Source organism: Ruminococcus sp. AF17-12, assembly GCF_003479245.1.
Taxonomy (GTDB): Bacteria; Bacillota; Clostridia; order Lachnospirales; family Lachnospiraceae; genus Blautia_A; species Blautia_A fusiformis.
In genome coordinates this window covers 15448-35092 of sequence record NZ_QUGY01000003.1, presented here as the reverse complement: position 1 = coordinate 35092, position 19645 = coordinate 15448, and the positions used below count along the sequence as shown (strand labels likewise).

14 protein-coding genes are annotated in these 19645 nt (G+C 42.5%); 10 read left to right on the top strand and 4 right to left on the bottom strand.

Going from position 1 to position 19645, the window contains the following annotated elements:
* Positions 1-28 precede the first annotated feature (28 nt).
* The gene (locus tag DWW77_RS03825) at positions 29-877 is read right to left on the bottom strand and encodes an AraC family transcriptional regulator (RefSeq protein ID WP_021651531.1); all 849 of its coding nucleotides are present in this window, start codon (positions 875-877) and stop codon (positions 29-31) included.
* A 205-nt stretch (positions 878-1082) separates the two neighbouring features.
* Here DWW77_RS03825 and DWW77_RS03820 point away from each other — a divergent pair, with 205 nt between their 5' ends.
* From DWW77_RS03820 to DWW77_RS03795, 6 genes are all read left to right on the top strand, one after another.
* The gene (locus tag DWW77_RS03820) at positions 1083-2879 is read left to right on the top strand and encodes an L-fucose isomerase (protein WP_015525941.1); all 1797 of its coding nucleotides are present in this window, start codon (positions 1083-1085) and stop codon (positions 2877-2879) included.
* A 161-nt stretch (positions 2880-3040) separates the two neighbouring features.
* Positions 3041-4075 carry an aldo/keto reductase gene (locus tag DWW77_RS03815; protein ID WP_022426924.1) on the top strand — a complete coding sequence of 345 codons (1035 nt, stop codon included), beginning with the start codon at positions 3041-3043 and terminating at the stop codon, positions 4073-4075.
* Between the two features lie 81 nt (positions 4076-4156).
* Positions 4157-4813, top strand: a complete 657-nt coding sequence (locus DWW77_RS03810) for an IS607 family transposase (RefSeq protein ID WP_173740174.1) — start codon at positions 4157-4159, stop codon at positions 4811-4813.
* Positions 4752-5906 (top strand): RNA-guided endonuclease InsQ/TnpB family protein, encoded by a 1155-nt coding sequence (locus DWW77_RS03805; protein WP_353616912.1) that lies wholly within the window; start codon positions 4752-4754, stop codon positions 5904-5906. Before DWW77_RS03810 ends, DWW77_RS03805 begins: the two co-directional genes overlap by 62 nt.
* Before the next feature lie 191 nt (positions 5907-6097).
* On the top strand, positions 6098-7243 hold the full coding sequence (locus tag DWW77_RS03800; RefSeq protein WP_021651526.1) for an exonuclease SbcCD subunit D: 1146 nt from the start codon (positions 6098-6100) through the stop codon (positions 7241-7243).
* On the top strand, positions 7243-10527 hold the full coding sequence (locus DWW77_RS03795) for an SbcC/MukB-like Walker B domain-containing protein (protein ID WP_022426844.1): 3285 nt from the start codon (positions 7243-7245) through the stop codon (positions 10525-10527). Before DWW77_RS03800 ends, DWW77_RS03795 begins: the two co-directional genes overlap by 1 nt.
* Here DWW77_RS03795 and DWW77_RS03790 read toward each other — a convergent pair.
* Both DWW77_RS03790 and DWW77_RS03780 read right to left on the bottom strand, forming a co-directional pair.
* Positions 10521-12092 (bottom strand): response regulator transcription factor, encoded by a 1572-nt coding sequence (locus DWW77_RS03790; protein WP_182431187.1) that lies wholly within the window; start codon positions 12090-12092, stop codon positions 10521-10523. The two genes, DWW77_RS03795 and DWW77_RS03790, sit on opposite strands and share 7 nt — an antisense overlap.
* On the bottom strand, positions 12089-13834 hold the full coding sequence (locus tag DWW77_RS03780; RefSeq protein WP_118608078.1) for a sensor histidine kinase: 1746 nt from the start codon (positions 13832-13834) through the stop codon (positions 12089-12091). The genes DWW77_RS03790 and DWW77_RS03780 overlap by 4 nt, the downstream gene beginning before the upstream one ends.
* Positions 13835-13990: 156 nt before the next feature.
* Between DWW77_RS03780 and DWW77_RS03775 the strand changes: the two genes are divergently transcribed.
* The 4 genes from DWW77_RS03775 to DWW77_RS03760 are packed head-to-tail and all read left to right on the top strand — an operon-like array spanning position 13991 to position 17908.
* Positions 13991-15280, top strand: coding sequence for an ABC transporter substrate-binding protein (locus tag DWW77_RS03775; protein WP_021651522.1), 1290 nt, complete (start codon positions 13991-13993; stop codon positions 15278-15280).
* A 60-nt stretch (positions 15281-15340) separates the two neighbouring features.
* Positions 15341-16228 (top strand): carbohydrate ABC transporter permease, encoded by an 888-nt coding sequence (locus tag DWW77_RS03770; RefSeq protein WP_118608077.1) that lies wholly within the window; start codon positions 15341-15343, stop codon positions 16226-16228.
* Positions 16228-17046: a carbohydrate ABC transporter permease gene (locus DWW77_RS03765; protein WP_021651520.1), complete on the top strand. Its 819-nt coding sequence runs from the start codon at positions 16228-16230 to the stop codon at positions 17044-17046. The genes DWW77_RS03770 and DWW77_RS03765 overlap by 1 nt, the downstream gene beginning before the upstream one ends.
* Before the next feature lie 13 nt (positions 17047-17059).
* Positions 17060-17908: an MBL fold metallo-hydrolase gene (locus tag DWW77_RS03760; protein WP_021651519.1), complete on the top strand. Its 849-nt coding sequence runs from the start codon at positions 17060-17062 to the stop codon at positions 17906-17908.
* 110 nt (positions 17909-18018) lie between these two features.
* On the opposite strand, the gene DWW77_RS03755 is transcribed toward DWW77_RS03760, so the two are convergent.
* A complete protein-coding gene (locus DWW77_RS03755; RefSeq protein WP_118608076.1) occupies positions 18019-19503 on the bottom strand; it encodes a DUF1846 domain-containing protein in 1485 nt (494 codons plus the stop codon).
* Positions 19504-19645: the final 142 nt, after the last annotated feature.

Sequence of the window (19645 nt, the reverse complement as noted above, 5' to 3'; positions counted from 1 at the left end):
ATGTGCCATTAAGACGTGGAAAAATATTTCAGCGTCTTTTATATTTGCCGGGGGTGATCCCCTTGTACTTTTTGAAGGTACGGATAAAATAGCTCAGATCATTAAAGCCATTCCGATAGGCAATCTCTGTGATGGAATCATCGGTGGTAGCCAGCTGGCAGCAGGCCTGCTCGATCCTCTGGCGGTTGAGGTAATCCATTGGTGTCTGATGCGTCATCTCGGAAAAGAACCGGCAGAAATATTTGGGAGACATGGAAACCGAAGCGGAAAGCTCCTGCAGGGTAATGGGGCTGGCATAGTTCTTTTCAATAAATTCCACGACCTGCTTCAGCTGGACAATGCGCTTGTAATCTCGTCTGGTTTTCCGCAGGCTTTCCAGGTAGTAATGATTACCAAAAACCAATCCGAAAAAGTGGTAAAATTGTCCAAACACAACCAGCTCATATCCTGGCTTCCTCTGCCAGAAAGAATCAAAAAGAGAGTTCACCGCTCTCTGGATATCAGGCTGCTTTTCGGTGAAATGGTGATAGATCAGCAGCTCCTGGTGGCTGATCTTCTGCATATATTCTGTGCAGACGGAATTAAATTTCAGAAACATGTTCATATCAAAAACAATGCACTGATAGATACAATCCTGAGGAATTCCGGAATGCAGAACTCCACTATTGACAAAAATCACATCTCCGGCTTTTGCTGTAAAACTTTTTTCGTCTAAAGTGACGGTGAGAGTGCCCTGTAATACACGCATGATTTCACATTCTACATGCCAGTGGTAGGACATGACATAGCGTGGATGGCTGCTGTCAATGTGGTGGAATTCAAAAGGAAATTCATAGGTACCTCGAAGTCTGTCCTCATTTCTTCCAAGATCGTGCAAAATACAACCCTTCTTTCTTAAATTTTATAGATTTTTTAGGAACTCATATGAAAAAGTGAATATTGTACTGTTTTTTGCTATTATAACACAAGTAATTTAAAAGATGCAATCGTATAATAAAAGCATAGTTCGGACAGGAGTTGTTGGAACGTGAAAAAACTGTAAGTTATAATAGTGAATATAAATTTAGGAGGTAATTGTTACTATGGCAAAGAGCAGATTAGTAGGCAGCTATCCGGTTATCGGTATCAGACCAACCATCGACGGACGTAGAGGAGCCCTCGATGTAAGAGGATCTCTGGAAGATCAGACTATGAACATGGCCAAATCCGCAGCAAAGCTTTTCGAGGAGAACCTGAAATATTCAAATGGTGAGCCTGTAAAAGTTGTTATTGCTGATACCACCATCGGACGTGTTGGTGAGAGCGCCGCATGTGCGGATAAATTCCGTAAAGAGGGTGTAGATATCACTCTTACAGTTACACCATGCTGGTGCTACGGAGCTGAGACCATGGATATGGATCCACAGACCATCAAGGCTGTATGGGGATTCAACGGAACAGAGAGACCTGGTGCTGTATATCTGGCATCCGTTCTTGCTACACATGCACAGAAGGGCCTTCCGGCATTCGGTATCTACGGACATGACGTTCAGGAAGCTGACGACACATCCATTCCAGAAGACGTTAAAGAGAAACTGTTAAGATTCGGCCGTGCAGCAGTTGCAGCTGCATCCATGAGAGGTAAATCCTACCTGCAGATCGGTTCTGTAACAATGGGTATCGGCGGATCTATCATCGATTCTGATTTCATCGAGTCCTATCTCGGAATGAGAGTTGAGTCTGTTGATGAGGTAGAGATCATCCGTCGTATGACAGAGGGTATCTACGATCACGAAGAGTTTGAGAAAGCTCTCAAATGGGCAAAAGAGACCTGCAAGATCGGCTGGGACAAGAACCCGGAAGAGCTTCAGTTCTCACCAGAGAAGAAAGAGGAGCAGTTCGAGTTTGTTGTTAAGATGGCAGTTATCATCAAAGAGCTGATGAACGGCTGTGATAATCTTGCTCCGGAATTCTCCGAGGAAGCAATCGGACACAATGCTCTTGCAGCTGGATTCCAGGGCCAGAGACAGTGGACAGACTTCTATCCGAACGGTGACTTCGCAGAGGCTATGCTGAACACATCCTTCGACTGGAATGGCGCTCGTGAGCCGTACATCCTTGCTACAGAGAACGACGTTCTCAACGGACTTGGAATGCTGTTCATGAAACTTCTTACAGGACGTGCTCAGATCTTCGCTGATGTTCGTACATACTGGAGCCCAGAGGCAGTTAAGAAAGCTACTGGATATGACCTTGAGGGTGTTGCCAAAGAAGCTGGCGGATTCCTTCATCTGATCAACTCCGGTGCTGCTTGCCTGGATGCTAACGGACAGGCTAAAGAGGCTGACGGAACACCAGTTATGAAACAGTGGTGGGATGTTACAGAGGCAGACCAGAAAGCGATCATGGACAACACAGAGTGGTGTATGGCCGACAACGGATACTTCCGTGGAGGCGGATACTCCAGCCGTTATGAAACACGTGCTCAGATGCCTGCAACTATGATCCGTCTGAACCTTGTAAAAGGACTTGGACCGGTTCTTCAGATCGCAGAGGGATGGACAGTAGCCCTTCCGGAAGAGGTATCTGACAAGCTCTGGAAACGTACAGACTACACATGGCCATGTACATGGTTCGCTCCAAGATGCGATGGCAAAGAGGGACCGTTCAAAACAGCTTACGATGTAATGAACAACTGGGGTGCTAACCACGGTGCGATCTCCTACGGACACATCGGTGCAGACCTGATCACAATGTGCTCTATGCTGAGAATCCCGGTATCCATGCACAATGTTCCTGAGAAGGATATCTATCGTCCGGCAGCTTGGAACGCATTCGGTATGGAAAAAGAGGGTGCAGACTTCCGCGCTTGCAAGAACTATGGACCACTTTACAAATAAATCATATTGTTAAGATAACGGAATATCGAATCCTCCGGCATGCATGTGCCGGAGGATTTTTTTGTGCCATAGTATATGGATAGTTGGGAAATATACTGTTCGGATCTACGGAAAAAAGTTATAATAGAAAAAGATATATATGAATACGGGAGGTTACGTAGATGAAATATATGCAGCTGAACAATACAGATCTGAACATCAGTCCTATCTGCCTCGGAACAGCAGGATTTGGAGATAAATCAGACCTGGAAAAAAGCTTTGAGATTCTGAATGCCTTTGTATGGGCAGGCGGAAATTTTATTGATACGGCAAATGTATATTGCAAATGGCTAAAAGGACATGGAAACTGCAGTGAGCAGATTATAGGAAAATGGCTGAAAGAGAGTGGCATGCAAGGAAAAGTTATTGTGGCAACGAAGGGCGCGCACTATTCCTTTGAGGATCCGGGCCGCAGCAGAGTGAACAAAGAAGATATCCGCATGGATCTGGATGAGAGCTGCCGCACACTGGGAAAAGATGAGATGGATTTTTACTGGCTTCACAGAGATGATCCGGAGAAACCGGCGGAGGAAATCGTGGATATTCTGGAAGAATTGAAAAAAGAAGGCCGGATCCGTTATTATGGATTTTCCAATTACCGCACAGAGAGGCTGAAAGAAATTGCTCAGTGTCTGAGAGAACGAAATCTTTCAGGGATCACAGCAGTATCCAATCAGTGGAGTCTTGCAGGAATCAATCCCGGAGGAAATACAAATCCGGATCCTACACTTGTGGAGTTTTCCAGAGAAGAATATCAGTGGCACTGTGAGACAGGCGCTGCTGCCGTTCCGTTTTCTTCCACTGCAATGGGATTTTTTTCAAAACTTCAGAAAATGGGGCTTTCCTGTACAGATGCAGAGGTGGATGCATCCTGGATGCGGGAGAAGGAAACACAGATCACAGGTCTTTCAGAAAGTATGAAAAGATCCTACTGGAACGAGACAAACCTTCGCACCTATCAGAAGCTGTTAAAGCTGCAGAAAGAAACTGGCCACAGCCTGCAGGCCCTGTCTCTGGCATACTTTTTCAATCAGCCATTCCAGACTGTGCCTGTAACCGGTGTCAGCAATCCTTCACAGCTAAAAGATGTGCTGGATGCCTGTGAGATCGACCTTGCACCGGAACTGTTCGGAGGCTGGGTAAGCGCAGGAGGATGATATAAGTAACTAAATATATTGTAAAAAGATATTAAATGTGTTTAAATATACTTATGGAGGTATATTATGAACACATCAAATATCACAAATTATAAACCAAAAGATTTTGCTGAATTATTAGGTGTTTCTGTAAAAACGCTTCAGAGATGGGACAGAGAGGGAATCTTAAAAGCAAACCGAACTCCAACAGACAGGCGTTATTACACATATGACCAGTATCTTCAATTTAAAGGTATAAATATAGAACATGATAAACGAAAAGTTGTTATTTATGCAAGAGTATCTACCAAAAACCAAAGGGATGATCTTCAAAATCAGACAGCATTTCTGCGTCAGTTCTGTAATGCCAGAGGAATGATCGTAGACCAGTGCATTGAAGACTATGGAAGCGGACTTGATTATAACCGCAGGAAATGGAATGGATTACTGGACGAAGTCATGGAGCAGAAGGTCAAAACCATAGTGATCACGCATAAAGACAGATTTATCCGTTTTGGATACGAATGGTTTGAAAGATTTTGCATGAGATTCCACACAACGATACTGGTGGTGAACAATGAAGAACTGTCACCACAGGAAGAACTTGTACAGGATATTATTTCCATCCTTCATGTGTTTTCCTGTAGATTATATGGACTTCGTAAGTATAAAAAACAGATAGAAAAGGATGAGGAGATTGCTGAAGAGCTTCAAGACAGAGATCGATCCTACAGAAGAGCAGAAGATCAAAATACATAAGACAATCGGCACATGCAGATATATTTATAATTTCTACCTGTTTCATAATAAAGAACGTTATGATGCCGGTGAAAGATTTATGAGCGGCAAGTCGTTCAGTGTATGGCTGAACAATGAATACCTTCCAGGGCATCCGGAATATTTCTGGATCAGAGAAGTCAGTTCCAAATCGGTAAAGAATACAATCGAAAATGCCTGTACCGCTTTTTCAAGATTTTTTCATCATCAGAGTAGTTTCCCGAGATATAAGAAAAAAGGAAGATCTGATGTAAAAATGTATTTTGTAAAGAATAATCCCAAAGACTGTCTCTGTGAACGTCACAGGATCAAGATCCCAACACTTGGCTGGGTAAGGCTGAAAGAAAAAGGTTACATTCCGGCCTCTAAGGATGGATTTGTGATCCGAAGCGGGGCAGTTTCCATGAAAGCAGGCAGATATTATGTGTCTGCACTTGTCGATATACCTGCTCCGGAAGCAGATGGAAATTTCACTGATGGGATCGGAATCGATCTGGGGCTGAAAGACTTTGCGGTTGTGTCAAATGGAACTGTATACAGAAATATCAATAAAACAGCACGGATCAGAAAACTTGAGAAACAATTAAGACGGGCACAGCGAAAGCTTTCCCGTAAATATGAGAACTTAAAGAAAGGAGAGTCCACTCAAAGAGCAAATATATGCAAACAAAAGCTTAAAGTACAGAAACTTCATCATCGGATAGAAAATATCCGTACAGATCATATCAACAAGGTAATATCTGAGATAGTGAAAACCAAGCCGTCTCATATAACGATTGAGGATCTGAACATATCCGGGATGATGAAGAACCGGCATCTCTCAAAAGCAGTTGCGTCCCAGAAATTCTATGAATTCCGGACAAAATTGAAAATAAAATGTGCTGAATATGGAATCGAACTGAGGGTAGTTGACCGATGGTATCCATCTTCAAGGATCTGCCACTGCTGCAGCTGTATTAAAAAAGATCTGAAACTTTCAGACAGGATCTACAGATGCACATGTGGATATATTGAGGACAGAGATCTCAATGCAGCACGGAATCTGAGAGATGCAGAGACTTACGAAGTTGCATGATCCCGCAAACGTAAGTATGTACCGAAGGCTATTTCGGGAATTAACGACTGTGGAGTGTACTTAGGATCTGTGAGTAGAGATAACTCCGGTTACTCAAAAGCATACACAAAGAAACAGTAAGCGGTATTCGTGAGAATCCGCATTATCTCGATGTGAGTATGTTTAATCACATTTTGAGTGGCAGGTGATCGATGAAACTGATCCATTTATCAGATCTTCACCTGGGAAAACGTGTCAATGAGTTTTCCATGATCGAAGATCAGAAATATATTTTGAATGAAATCCTGAGGATCATTGATAAAGAAGCACCGGACGGGGTTCTTCTTGCGGGGGATCTTTATGACAGACCGGTTCCGTCTGCGGAAGCCGTGCAGCTTTTTGACCGGTTTCTTACGCAGTTGGCAGAAAGGAAGATTCCGGTGTATGCCATCAGCGGAAATCATGACAGTGCGGAAAGGATCGCTTTCGGTTCACAGATCATGAGTAGCAGTGGGATCTGCATGACCCCGGTATACGATGGAAAAACAGAAAAGTACTGTTTAACGGACAGCTATGGAGAAGTGTGGATCCATCTGCTTCCATTTGTGCGTCCGGCAACTGTGAGGCACGGGCTGGAAGGAGAAGAAGAGGTGGATGAGATCCGTACCTACCAGGAGGCCGTGCAGGCGGCAGTTGCACATATGGAGATTGATAAACGTCATCGCAATGTACTGATCGCCCATCAGTTTGTGGTCGGTGCAATGCGCTGCGATTCTGAAGAGATTTCCGTTGGAGGTATCGACCAGGTGGAGGCAGATGTGTTCCGGGATTTTGACTATGTGGCACTTGGTCATATCCACAGTCCTCAGAATGTGGGAAGCGAGCACATCCGCTACTGCGGAACTCCTTTGAAATATTCTTTTTCCGAGGCAGGACAGCAGAAATCCGCGACAGTTGTGGAGCTCCTGGAAAAAGGAAATCTCAAGATCAGGGAGATTCCGCTGAAGCCTCTACGGGATATGCGAAAACTGAAGGGCACATACATGGAAATCACATCACTGTCCGGTTATCAGGACACAAACACAGAGGATTATGTGCAGATCACGCTGACAGATGAAGAAGATATCGTAGATGGAATGCAGAAGCTCCGTACTATTTATCCGAATCTGATGAGGCTGGAATATGATAACCGACGCACAAGAGAAAACCAGGAGATCGCAGGCACAGAAACGGTGAAAAGGAAATCTGAGCTGGAATATTTTGAGGAATTTTTTGAACTGCAGAATAACCAGCCCATGAATGAAGAACAGCGGAAATATTCCGAAGACCTGATCCGTAAGATCCAGGAGGTGAAATAATGAGACCGAAAAAACTGACCATCAGTGCCTTCGGGCCATATGCGGACAAAACAGAGATTGATTTTTCAAAGCTTGGAGAGGGAGGTCTCTACCTGATCACCGGTGACACCGGAGCGGGAAAAACCACGATCTTTGATGCGATCACCTTTGCGTTATATGGAAGAGCCAGTGGAGAGGTAAGAGATCCGGCCATGTTTCGGAGCAAATATGCAGAGCCTTCCACAGAGACCTTTGTGGAGCTTGTTTTTTCCTATCAGGGGAAAAATTATCACGTGCGCCGGAGTCCGGAATATATGGCTCCGAAAAAAAGAGGCACCGGACAGACTCTTAGAAAAGCTGAAGCACAGCTGATCTATCCGGATGAACGTCAGCCGGTGACAAAGGCAAAAGATGTTACTGCGGCAGTGGAACAGCTTCTGGGACTGAGTTATGATCAGTTCACACAGATCGCAATGATCGCCCAAGGGGATTTCCAGAAATTACTTCTGGCAGGAACTACACAGAGAGGAGAGATCTTCCGACAGCTCTTTCACACAGGACTTTATCAGCAGATTCAGATGAAACTTAAGGATGCGTCAATAGCCAGATATAAGGAATATGATGAAATGCGCCGCAGTATTGCCCAGTATTTGGATGGAGTGAAAACGGAGACTGCTTCATGGCAGGAGGCAGAGGAATTTGACGAACTGAAAAAGATAAAATTCGAGGGAAAACTGGAGCGGAGTCTGGAACTTCTGAAGCAGTTTCTGGAATATGGTGAAGCACAGGAAAAAGAGCTCCGGGAAAAAGAAGACTCGCTTAATCAGGATATACGAAAAGCAGAAGAGGCACAAAATCTTGTGGCTCAGAAACGAAATCTGGAGCTGAAAAAGAAAAAAGCGGAAAAAGATCTGGAAGAATTAACACCACTTCTACAGCTTGCAGTAGAAGAGGCGGAAAAATATAAAGATGCAGATCACAGATGTGAAGAGCTTGGAATCAGGATCCGTGAAAAAGAAGAAAAGCTGAAAAAATATCAGGAGCTGGAAAAGCTGAAAAAAGAGCTGGAAACAATCGAAGGAAAGCTTGAAACAGTCAGTGAAAAAAAAGAGAAGGATATTTCCGAAGAGCAGCTTTTGCAGAAAAAAGATGAGGAAGAAAAAAAACGCCTTTCAATACTGGCAGATGCAGGAGAAGAACTACAAAAATACAAGTTTGAGTACGATAAACTGGACAGTGAAAAACGAAGCTATGACAGCTGTCTGCTGACGGAAGAAGAGATCAAAAAAGAACAGAAACAGATAGATGGATGGCAGGAAGAAATCATCCGGAAAGAAACGCAGCAGAAGGAAGAGCTGGAGCAGCAAAAGAAAGACAAGGCGCTGTTGGACAGCGCGGAGCTGGAACTTCAGAAGGCAGAGACGAAAAAGACAGAAGGGCTTCGGAAAAAGAAAGAATTAGAAGGACTGATTGCTCTGGTTAAGGAGTTTCAAGGGGCTTATAATGCCACGAAAGAGCAGCAGGAAAAATATAAGATTTCCATTGAAAAAGTACAAAAGCAGAGAGAAGTTTACCAGAAACTGTTTCAGAGTTTTCTGGACGCGCAGGCAGGGCTCCTGGCGCAGGAACTGAAAGAGGGCTGCCCATGCCCGGTATGTGGTTCTTTCGAGCATCCGCGTCCGGGAATACTTCCCAAAGGACAGGTTGTGGATCAGGAAATCCTGGACAGAGAGAAACAAAAACTGGACAGACTGGAGAATGACGCAAATACGCAGAGTGTGGAAGCAGGAAAACGAAAAGAACGCCAGAAAACATTATGGCATCAGATCCAGAGGGAGGCACAAGAGCTTTTACATGAGACGGAATGGAAAAAGCTGATCCCTTTGCTGAAAGAAAAACAGGACCAATGTGAAAAGCAGCTGGCAGACAGCGAGGAAGAGATTCGCATAGCAATAGAACGTAAAAAAAAGAAGAACGAAACAGAAACGTGGATCGAAAAGCTGGAAACAGAGATCGTTCAGTTACAGGAAGAGAAAAATCAATGTGACAGAAAACAGGCCGGTCTTCAGACAAGAGACGTGGAAAACAAAAAGCAGCAGCAGATAACAGCAGAAGAGATCCGAAAACTGATTCAGAAAAGTCTGGTGGCAGGAAATGGAGAAGTGACGGACAACACAGCTGCAGGATTTGAAAGACAGATACAGGATATGCTCAGCTGCCTGTCAGAAAAAGTTCAGGGAAAGGAAAAAGAAGCAAAACAGAAACAGGATCTTGAGAAGCTGATCATAGAAAGAGAAAAGACTCTGAAAGAACTGGGAAGAGTTATCAATGAAGCTGCACAGGACATCGTACGTCTGGAAACAGAGAGGAAGAACAAAGCACAGAAAGTGGATGAGCTGAACGAAGAGATCGGAGAAGGTGGAAAAGAATCTCTGGAACAGGAAATAAAAACACAGAGGAAGCTGTATGAAGAGCTGAAAGAAAGCAGCAGAAGAGCTCAACAGAAATTACAGGAGATCCGGGCGGAAAAGGAAAGAATAACAGCGGTTGTAAAAAACTTTGAGGAGCAGAAAAAAGAAATCGGAGAAGTAGATGAGGATGCGCTCAGAGAGCAGTACAGCCGTTTTAGGGAAGAGAAAACACAGCTTTCGGAAAAACGAAAAGCACTTTTTTCTGTTCAGAAGGGAAATGAGGAAATATATCAGAAAGTGCAGGTACGTCAGACGGAAATGACTGCGGCGGAAAAAGAATATGTCTGGATGAAAAATCTTTCGGATACAGCAAACGGAAAACTGAACGGAAAATCTAAGATCGAGTTGGAAACCTATATCCAGATGGCATATTTTGACCGGATCCTGCGAAGAGCCAATCTCCGTCTTATGACCATGAGCAGCGGCCAGTACGAGCTGAAACGCCAGGAACAAAGCAAAAATCAGAAAGAAAAAGCAGGTCTTGATCTGAATGTCATTGATCACTATAACGGAACGGAACGAAGCGTAAAGACATTGTCCGGTGGGGAATCCTTCCAGGCATCGTTATCCCTGGCGCTGGGACTTTCCGATGAGATCCAGGCTTCAGCCGGGGGAATCCGGCTGGATTCCATGTTTGTAGATGAAGGATTCGGATCCTTGGATGAGGAATCCCTGGAACAGGCCCTGAAAGCCCTGACAAGTCTGGCCGACGGAAAACGTCTGGTAGGAATTATCTCACATGTGTCAGAACTGAAGGAACGGATCGAAAATAAGATCATCGTCACCAAAAAATGTGGTGGGGATGGTGTGGGAAGCAGTATAAAAATTCAGTGAAAACGGCAGGAAATCTTCCGATAATCATTGGGAGTCATACCAGTTTGCTGCTTGAAAATACGGCTGAAGTAACGAAAATTGGGATATCCTACCATGTGGGATATCTCATTTACGTGATAGGAAGAAGTTTTCAGCAATTCTTTAGCTTTCTGGATACGCAGATCGGTAAGAAGATCCGTAAAATTTTTGCCGGTTGTCTGTTTGATCAGTCTGCTGATATAAGGAGTACTTCGGTTAAATTCATCGGCGATACTGTATAGGCTCAGAGGTTTTTCATAATTTGCGCGGATATATTCAATCAGCTGACTGGTCAGGTAGTTGTTTTTATTAATTTTATCAGTATTCAGAAGGCCTGCAATCTGAAACATCCAGTCCTGAAATATTTCAGTCTTTTTTTCCGGAAGTGAGGAGGTTGAAAAAAGCTCTTTCTGTGTTTTGGTGATCTGACGTACCGAATCTGACAGTTCCGTGGAAGCTGACTGAAAAAAAGAAAGAAAAAGAGTCATAAAACTATACATGAAACTGTTGAACTCATCAGGAGTTTGCCGGGTGAAAAACTGGGAGATCTCATCAAAATGCCTTTGAATCATTGTTTTGTCACCGGAAGACAGGGAATTGAGAAGAACCTGAAAATAGTTGGATTTTTCATACATGACAGCAACGGGGTTGGTTTCCAGATCACGGTAGAGCATGACAAAATGACTGGAATTTTTCAGGGTATTAAAAATTTCTACAGTCTGGCTTCGAAGCAGGGGAATTTCAGACAGATTCTCAGAGTGACTGCTGATGGCTGCGGACATGAGAACGTGATTCTTTTTTAGTTCCCCATGTATGAAATTAGTTATTTTTGTAAGTTGTTTTTCATCAATGTCCGGACATAAGGAATACAAAGCGTTTCCATAAGAAAAAATAAGAGCTCCCGGAATCTGTTCCTGAAGATAATGTTCGGCGATATGCGTAAAGTAATATTCTTTTTCCAGATCTTTTGAAACTGTTGTAGAACATTTGCAGTATAAAAGGTAATAGCTTTTAATATGATCCAGGCGGAGCATGGTGACTTCTTCATGAAAAGAAGAAGAAAGGGAAGTGGTGTTCCTGAAAAGCAATCGTTCAAAAAAATCTTTTTGAAGATTTCTGATATTTTCTTTTAGATAGGATTCATATTTTTTGCGCATGATCGCCTGATTTTTCCGTTCTGTGATAGTATGTATAGCTTTCAATACGGATTCTTTCAGGACATTTTCGTCTACTGGTTTTAGGATATAATCGAAAACATGGTTTTTAATCGCTGTCTGTGCATACTTGAAATCAGAAAAACCGGTAATCAGTATTACGATCTTATCTGGAAAATTATTATGCACGAAAGAAGAAATATACAGGCCGTCTTTTCCAGGCATACGGATATCCGTAAGAATGATATCTGGTTGCCGGGAGGATATGATCTCCAGTGCTTTTGCTGCATTGTCAGAAGTAAAAATATTCTCTTTTTCTGTAAAAATCTGTGAAATATACATTTTAAGTTTTTCCAGGATGATCTTTTCATCATCAACGATCAGAATTTTCATTTTGTTAGGTCCTCCCTTTGATGTATTTGTGGAATACGGATCGTAACACATACAGAAGTACGGTCTTCCATATTTTCAAGAAGCAGTCCATAGGAATTTCCGAATTGGGACCGTAGCCGCATCTGAATATTTATAAGCCCAATGCTTTTCTGGTCGGAAAAAGAAGTTTGTGATACAGAGTGAATCTTTTCAATTACCTGGTGAGAAAACAGGGGGCCGGTGTTATAGACTTTGATCAGTACATCGTCTTTAAAAGTAAATAATTGAATAGAAAGAAAGCCATTTTCCACAGATTCACTGATACCATGTATGATAGCGTTTTCAACGACCGGCTGTATGATCAGTTTTGGGATATACAGATCTTCCATGGGATCGTTACATTCGATCAGAAAAAGAAGCCGATCCTGGAAACGCATTTTCTGAATATCCAAATATTCTCTTACGTAATTAAGATCTTCTGAAATAGTAAGAAGATCAGGGCCTTTGATGCTCATTCGCATGATATTAGCCAGTTTTGGAACGATATCTGTGATTTGCGCTGTTTTTTCAAGAGATGCCAGGCTTGAGATACAGTCCAGGGTATTGTAAAGAAAATGTGGGTTGATCTGTGCCTGAAGCGTTTTCAGCTCTGCGTTTTTCAGAAGAATCTGTTGTTCCGTGATCTTCTTTCCGGATTCCTGAAGGCGCAGGAGCATATGGTTGTATTCCTTTGTCAGCTTAGAAAATTCGTTGCTGGAAACTGTGTGGATCAGGGCGGTTTCATCGGCAACAGAAGTTTGTTTTAACTTAGTGATAAAAACCTGAAATTCCTGGGATATGGTTCTTGAAATCTGAATAACAGCGAAAATCAGTATCAAGAGAAAAAATATGGAAATAACCAGTAGCTGACGCCATACACGATTGATCGAATGAAATGCGCCGGTTGTGTTGAGAAGCCCTCCGATTTGTAAGAAATCGTTTACAGAATAGCGGATGGCATAAAAATTACTATTCCCCCTGTGGGAGTGATAATTCATATTCATGCTGGCTGTGACGGATGGGGCATAGGGGGAAGTTGTATATACCAGGTCACTATTTTGAAAAAGGGAATAATAACTATATTCAGAATCCTGATGCTCCGTGATCATATCCTCCATAAACCGGATATTGATCTCAGTCAGTAAAATACCGATCTTCTTTTCCGGTTTCTGAATGTCAAAAATATTTTTGGCAGCAGTGATGGTATAAGGTTCCTTTGGAGAATAGTAATAACAGAGAGTTCCCTTTGGTTGTTTTAGATACTCACTGAGCTGCTCCAGTTTTTGCTCCTGTTGTTCCAGGGTGGAATTATAAATAGTCTGATTGGAAATGATCCCATTATCGGTCAGAACAATATAAACCCGTTGAATTTTAGACTGAGCACCTAAAAGATATGTGGAGAAAAGGGTGTTACACTGGGACTGAACTTCTTCCGGACTGAGCTTTTTATCTGCATAGGAATGGATCAGAGACTGAATTTCTGTTCCGTAAAGCAGCAGATCAATGTTGGAGTTCAGTGAGGAAAAATAACTGGCTGTATTTTGGGCGATAGACAGAGTATTCTTTTCATGTTCCAGAAGAATATTGTTACGGGATTCTTTTACATAAATCATATAAAAAGAAGATAACAAAATGATATAACTGAGGATCACAACTGGAAGAACGATGACAAGAATTCGAAATTTTATAGAGTGTTCTTTAAATTTTGCAGTAATAGAAAACAATTCTTACCCCTCCTTTTGGCATTATTATATAATGATGAGTGAAAAAAACCAATACATATTATGAAAAGTGACACATAATGTCAAGAAGTGTGCACTGTTTTGATATTAAAAATTATAATATAATGAGTTCATCAAAAAAGAACGGAGGATTTACAAATGAAGAGAAGAAAGGTGACAGCGTGCGCAATGGCAGCGCTCATGGCAATGGGGCTTGTTGGAACAGTGATGCCGGTTTACGCAAAAAGTAATCTGAAAAATGCAGACGATGTAGTTGAGATCAAGATGGCAGTGTGGACTTCCGGAGCTGCGGATATTTACAATAAAGCAGCGGAAGGGTTTAATCAGACTCATGATAATATAAAATTATCTGTGGAGATGCAGTCCGGAGATTATAACCAGTATCTTGGAGCAAAGACAGCGGCAAAAGATCTGCCGGATCTTTTTGAAGTAAGTTCTTATTCTCAGGTATATGATTTTGCACAGAACGGGCTGCTGGCAGATGTAAGCGATCATGAGTTTGTGGACAAACTTTATGACAATGCAAAAGAAGCAGTTACTTATGATGGCAAAGTGTGGGGATTTCCACAGATGTATGAATGGTGGGGTGTACTTTATAATAAAGATCTTTTTAAAAAAGCAGGAATTGAAAAAGTGCCGGAAACTTTTGATGAGATGAAAGCAGTCTGTGAAAAACTTCAGGCTGCGAATATTACACCATTTACCGCTATTTATAAAGATAACTGGACAGTAAGTCAGGAATTCTGCTCCTTATTCGGAGGAGTACTTGGTGGAAAAGATAAGATCGACAGCTGGCTGGATTCCATGAATAAGGGAGAAGGAAGCTTTAAGGTGGATGGCGTAGACAGAGTCTTTGATTTTATGGATCTTATGAAAGAAAATTCCGGACAGAATTATATGGATTCGGATGCGGCCACAGGATTTTATGCATTTGCAAACCAGGAAGCAGCAATGATCTTTCTTTCAGATGCGGCAACGATTTCTGTAGGAAGTGTAACACAGGATCTTCCCATCGGATTTTTTGCAGTTCCAGTAAGTGATAACGCAGATGATGCAGAAGTTGTGGCATGTGCAACAGATGCAATCGTGGCCAACGCAAACGGGGAACACTTGGATGAAGCCCTGGAAGTGCTTGATTATATCGGAGATGGCGGGGACTGGCTGAAAACAGTGACCAACAGCTACGGCGGCTTTATGGCTTGCATGGACATTGAAGCAGATGATGAAATTGCAAGTAAGGATTATTATAAAGATCTGAAAGCGTATATGGATGCAGGAAAGGTCAGAAGTACTTTGTGGAATCAGCTTCCAAGCGGAGCAAGCGATGTTCTGGGCGATGATGTTCAGGGATATTTTGCAGGAATAACCGATGAAGATCAGACACTGGATGCTCTTGATGAAGGATTTAAAAAGCTTGCAGAAGAATAAACACACAGGAAAACAGGCGGACTTTTAAAAGTCCGCCTGCTATATACGGGGGTAGGAAACATGTCGGACATTTTATACAGAAAACAGAAAAAATATTATTTCCTTCTTGTGCTGCCGGCACTGTGTATTTATACTTTTGCGCTGGCAGGACCGTTAATTTTTGGAACGATCCCGAATTCGTTTTTCAGTTGGAATCTGATCAAAGGAACGCATAACTGGATCGGAATAAAAAACTTTGTCGATTTGGTCCATGATAGAGATTTTATACAATCTATGTTTTTGACGTTTAAACTTGCAGTGGTTACGATTGTTCTGACCAATGTACTGGCTTTTTTTATAGCTCTGGCGTTGAATACACATATTTTCGGTAAGCCAGTGATCCGGGCGTTCTTTTTTATTCCGAATATTATCAGTGGAGTTATGATCGCCCTGGCGTGGACATTTATTTTTCAGAAAGTAACGCCAATAATTGGAGAACTTTTACATTCGGAAGCAGTAAAAGGGTTTAGCTGGTTCGGGAGTTCAACGGCAGCATTTGCGGCGGTATCAGTGGTTACCGTGTGGCAGGGCCTGGGATTTTTGATGATCCTTTACATCACAGGTTTGCAGTCGATTCCTCTTGATGTGATGGAAGCGGCATGCATTGACGGATGTGTGGGACTGAATCGTATTATAAAAATCCAGCTTCCGCTTCTGATGCCAACGATTACGATCAATCTGTTTGTATCTATTGCAAATGCATTTAAAGCATTTGATATTAACTACGCTTTAACCGGCGGCGGACCTTCAAAAACAACACAGACGATCGCCATGAATATTTATGATGACGCATTTGGAACTTTTAATATGGGGTATGGCTGTGCGAAATCGGTGATCCTGTTTTTGATCATAGCAGCAATTTCCTTGATTCAGCTTAATATTACTAGAAAAAGAGAGGTGCAGTCATAATGACATGGAAAAAGAAAATTGCAGGTACCGCAGCAATGTTTATATTAGGCTTTATTTTTATTTTACCGGTATTGTGGATCGTTATGAATTCAATTAAAACAAGTCCGGAAATTGCGGCTGATTTTCTGGCATTACCAAAGTCTTTATATCTTGATAATTTTAAAAATGCCATGGAAAGCATGAATTTTTTAGTTGCATTAAAAAATTCTGTTGTGATTACATTGGGAGCTATGCTGGGAGGGCTGTTCGTATCGTTTGCCGGTGCTTTCGGAATCTCACATCTTCGTGGGAAAATCTCACAGAATCTGTATCTGTATTTTGTTTTCGGACAGATCGTGCCGTTTCATGCAGTTATGATTCCTATTTCTGTACTTGCTACAAATACCAATCTTACCAATTCCCTTGGAGGAATTATCATTCTTGATATTGGATTCTTCTGTGCGTTTGGAATTCTGACATTTACGGGATTTTTGAAAAATGTACCTCGGGAGCTGGAAGAAGCAGCCGCAATAGACGGATGTGGAGTTTTTCGAATTATGACGCAGATCGTATTTCCACTTGTTAAACCAGCAACGGTTACCATTGGTGTATTGTTTTTTATGTGGTCCTGGAATGACTTTCTGCTTCCCAGTATTCTCATTGGAGACAGTGAACTGAGACCGCTGACGGTAAATCTTTTCATGTTCAGAAGTGCTACCAGCACACAGTGGAATCTGTTTATTGCAGGACTTACCTTGTGTATTATTCCCACAATTATCCTTTACATCTGTGCACAAAAATATATTACAAGCGGACTGACAATGGGAGCTGTAAAATAAAGGAGGAATGAAGATGCAGTTATTCAGGATCATTCCGTTGGAAAAAGATCTGTGGGCGATCAATGAAATAGATAAGACGGTTATGTATGTGATAAATGGAACAGAAAGAGCTCTTCTTCTGGATACGGGACTGGGACTTACCGATTTAAAAGAAGAAGTTTTGAAACTTTGTGGAGAAAAATCTCTGATTGTTGTAAATACTCATGCTCATGTGGATCATAATTCAGGAAATTATCAATTTGAAGAAGTATGTGTGGGAAGGTATGACGAACCTTTTTCCCATCAGATCGTAGACCAGGAGCTGAGAGAAATGTCTGAGCTCATGTTCTTTGAAATTCCTGAAAAAGAGGGATTTTCGTTTGAAATGTGGAATCCCGGACCGGCAAGAAAAATCTGTACAGTCAGGGATGGGGATATCTTTGATCTGGGAGATAAAAAACTTAAAGTTCTGGAAGTTCCCAGTCATACCCTGGGGTGTATTGCATTGTTTGAGGAGAAGAAAGGATGGCTTTTTACAGGAGATATCATGCTCACCTGGGAAGTGTGGGGACATTTGAATCCTGGAAAAAGTCCGCTTGCCCCATCTGCTTCTTTGCGTGTATACTATGAAAGCCTTTTAAAATTGAAGAAAATCAGAAAAAAAGTAAGCAGCGTTTTTCCTGCCCACGTCTGCGAAAAAGAAAAAGACTGTTATAAAAAGTATGCGTTATCTCCGGAAATTATAAATATATATTGTGACGGAATTGAGAAAATATTTTCAGGAGAACAGAAAGGTGAACCTTATTTTCATATGGTTGAAAACGGAAGTGTTGTGAAGTTTACAACAGGTGGTATTGTCTATCAGAAAGATAGGATGAATTAAATAGGAAAATATCGGCAAGTTGATTGATTATAGATTCCCTCAAAAAAATCCCCTGTACGGTTTGGCGTTTGTACGTAGATCCGGCACAGGGGATTTTGGTGTTTATAAGATCAGACTTTCTGATATTCTTTCTTTTTCTCAGCCTTAGCTTCGCAGGTAAGCTCAACACCAAGCTTACGGAAGCTGATCACATCCACATCGGAAAGCATTACGGAAGTATGAGCCTGGCATCCACGGAGATTCGGGATCTGTTCCAGGGCAAGGCGTGCGGCATCGCTGGTTGTAGCACTCATGGAAAGGGCGATCAGGATCTCATCAATGTGAAGACGTGGATTTTTGCTTCCAAGATATTTGGTCTTCAGCTGCTGGATCGGATGGATGGCATCAGGGGAGATCACATGGAGATCGTGATCGACACCTGCCAGCTCTTTCAGGGCATTGAGAAGAAGAGCAGCGGATGCGCCGAGAAGATCGGAGGTTTTTCCGCATACGATCTTTCCGTCAGGAAGTTCCATAGCGGCGGCAGGGCCATTGGTTGCTTTTTCTTTTTCGAGGGCAGCCGGAACAACCTTACGGTCAGTGATCTCTGCATGAGCCTGCTGGAGAAGAAGCTCGATCTTACGTACCTCATTCTCTGTGCCGGAGCCGGAAACCAGAGCGTTCATGCTCTTATAATAACGACGGATGATCTCCTGGCGGGAAGCCTCCTGGCATACTTCATCGTCAACGATGCAGTTACCTGCCATGTTGACACCCATATCTGTCGGAGATTTATAAGGGCAGCTGCCCATGATCTTCTCAAACATGGCCTGTACAACAGGGAAAACTTCTACGTCACGGTTGTAGTTGACGGTAGTTTTGCCGTAAGCCTCCAGATGGAACGGGTCGATCATGTTGACATCGTTCAGATCTGCAGTGGCAGCTTCGTAGGCAAGGTTTACCGGATGTTTCAGAGGAAGATTCCAGATCGGGAAGGTCTCGAATTTTGCATAGCCGGCTTTTACCCCACGTTTGTATTCGTGGTAAAGCTGGGAAAGGCAAGTTGCCATCTTTCCGCTTCCTGGTCCCGGTGCTGTGATCACGACCAGAGGTCTGGTAGTCTCGATATAATCATTCTTTCCATAACCCTCGTCACTTACAATAAAGGAAGTGTTGCTTGGATAGCCGGGGATCAGGTAAAGCTTGTAGACACGGATTCCCAGTTTCTCCAGACGTTTTTTGAAGAGATCGGCGCTTTCCTGGCCGGAGTACTGTGTGATGCATACGCTTCCCACATACAGGCCACGGCTTGAAAACTCATCCATAAGACGGAGCACATCTTCGTCATAGGTGATCCCAAGATCGCCACGTATTTTATTCTTGTCAATGTCATTGGCACTGATAACAATAACGATCTCCGCCTGATCAGAAAGCTGCATCAGCATGCGGAGCTTGCTGTCCGGTTCAAAACCCGGAAGAACACGGGATGCATGGTAGTCGTCAAACAGTTTGCCACCGAATTCAAGATAAAGCTTGTTGCCGAACTGACCGATTCTTTCACGGATGTGTTCTGACTGCATTTTCAGATATTTGTCATTATCAAAACCTATTTTCATTTGTCTGATTTCCTCTCCTCTTTAATTTTCCAATTCACTGGGAACAGTATACTACAACTTTACGTTCACTGGCAATATCCAGTGTGGTGTTTTTTCGATGGTATTTTTGTAATCTCGCAGTTGATTTATATGGTTTTTCTCT

What these genes read in the sequence shown, in the direction of transcription:
- DWW77_RS03820 (WP_015525941.1), top strand. Translation starts at nt 1,083, where the DNA reads ATGGCAAAGAGCAGATTAGTAGGCAGCTATCCGGTTATCGGTATCAGA.
- DWW77_RS03815 (WP_022426924.1), top strand. Translation starts at nt 3,041, where the DNA reads ATGAAATATATGCAGCTGAACAATACAGATCTGAACATCAGTCCTATC.
- DWW77_RS03760 (WP_021651519.1), top strand. Translation starts at nt 17,060, where the DNA reads ATGCAGTTATTCAGGATCATTCCGTTGGAAAAAGATCTGTGGGCGATC.
- DWW77_RS03800 (WP_021651526.1), top strand. Translation starts at nt 6,098, where the DNA reads ATGAAACTGATCCATTTATCAGATCTTCACCTGGGAAAACGTGTCAAT.
- DWW77_RS03790 (WP_182431187.1), bottom strand. Translation starts at nt 12,092, where the DNA reads ATGAAAATTCTGATCGTTGATGATGAAAAGATCATCCTGGAAAAACTT.
- DWW77_RS03770 (WP_118608077.1), top strand. Translation starts at nt 15,341, where the DNA reads ATGTCGGACATTTTATACAGAAAACAGAAAAAATATTATTTCCTTCTT.
- DWW77_RS03775 (WP_021651522.1), top strand. Translation starts at nt 13,991, where the DNA reads ATGAAGAGAAGAAAGGTGACAGCGTGCGCAATGGCAGCGCTCATGGCA.
- DWW77_RS03765 (WP_021651520.1), top strand. Translation starts at nt 16,228, where the DNA reads ATGACATGGAAAAAGAAAATTGCAGGTACCGCAGCAATGTTTATATTA.
- DWW77_RS03755 (WP_118608076.1), bottom strand. Translation starts at nt 19,503, where the DNA reads ATGAAAATAGGTTTTGATAATGACAAATATCTGAAAATGCAGTCAGAA.
- DWW77_RS03795 (WP_022426844.1), top strand. Translation starts at nt 7,243, where the DNA reads ATGAGACCGAAAAAACTGACCATCAGTGCCTTCGGGCCATATGCGGAC.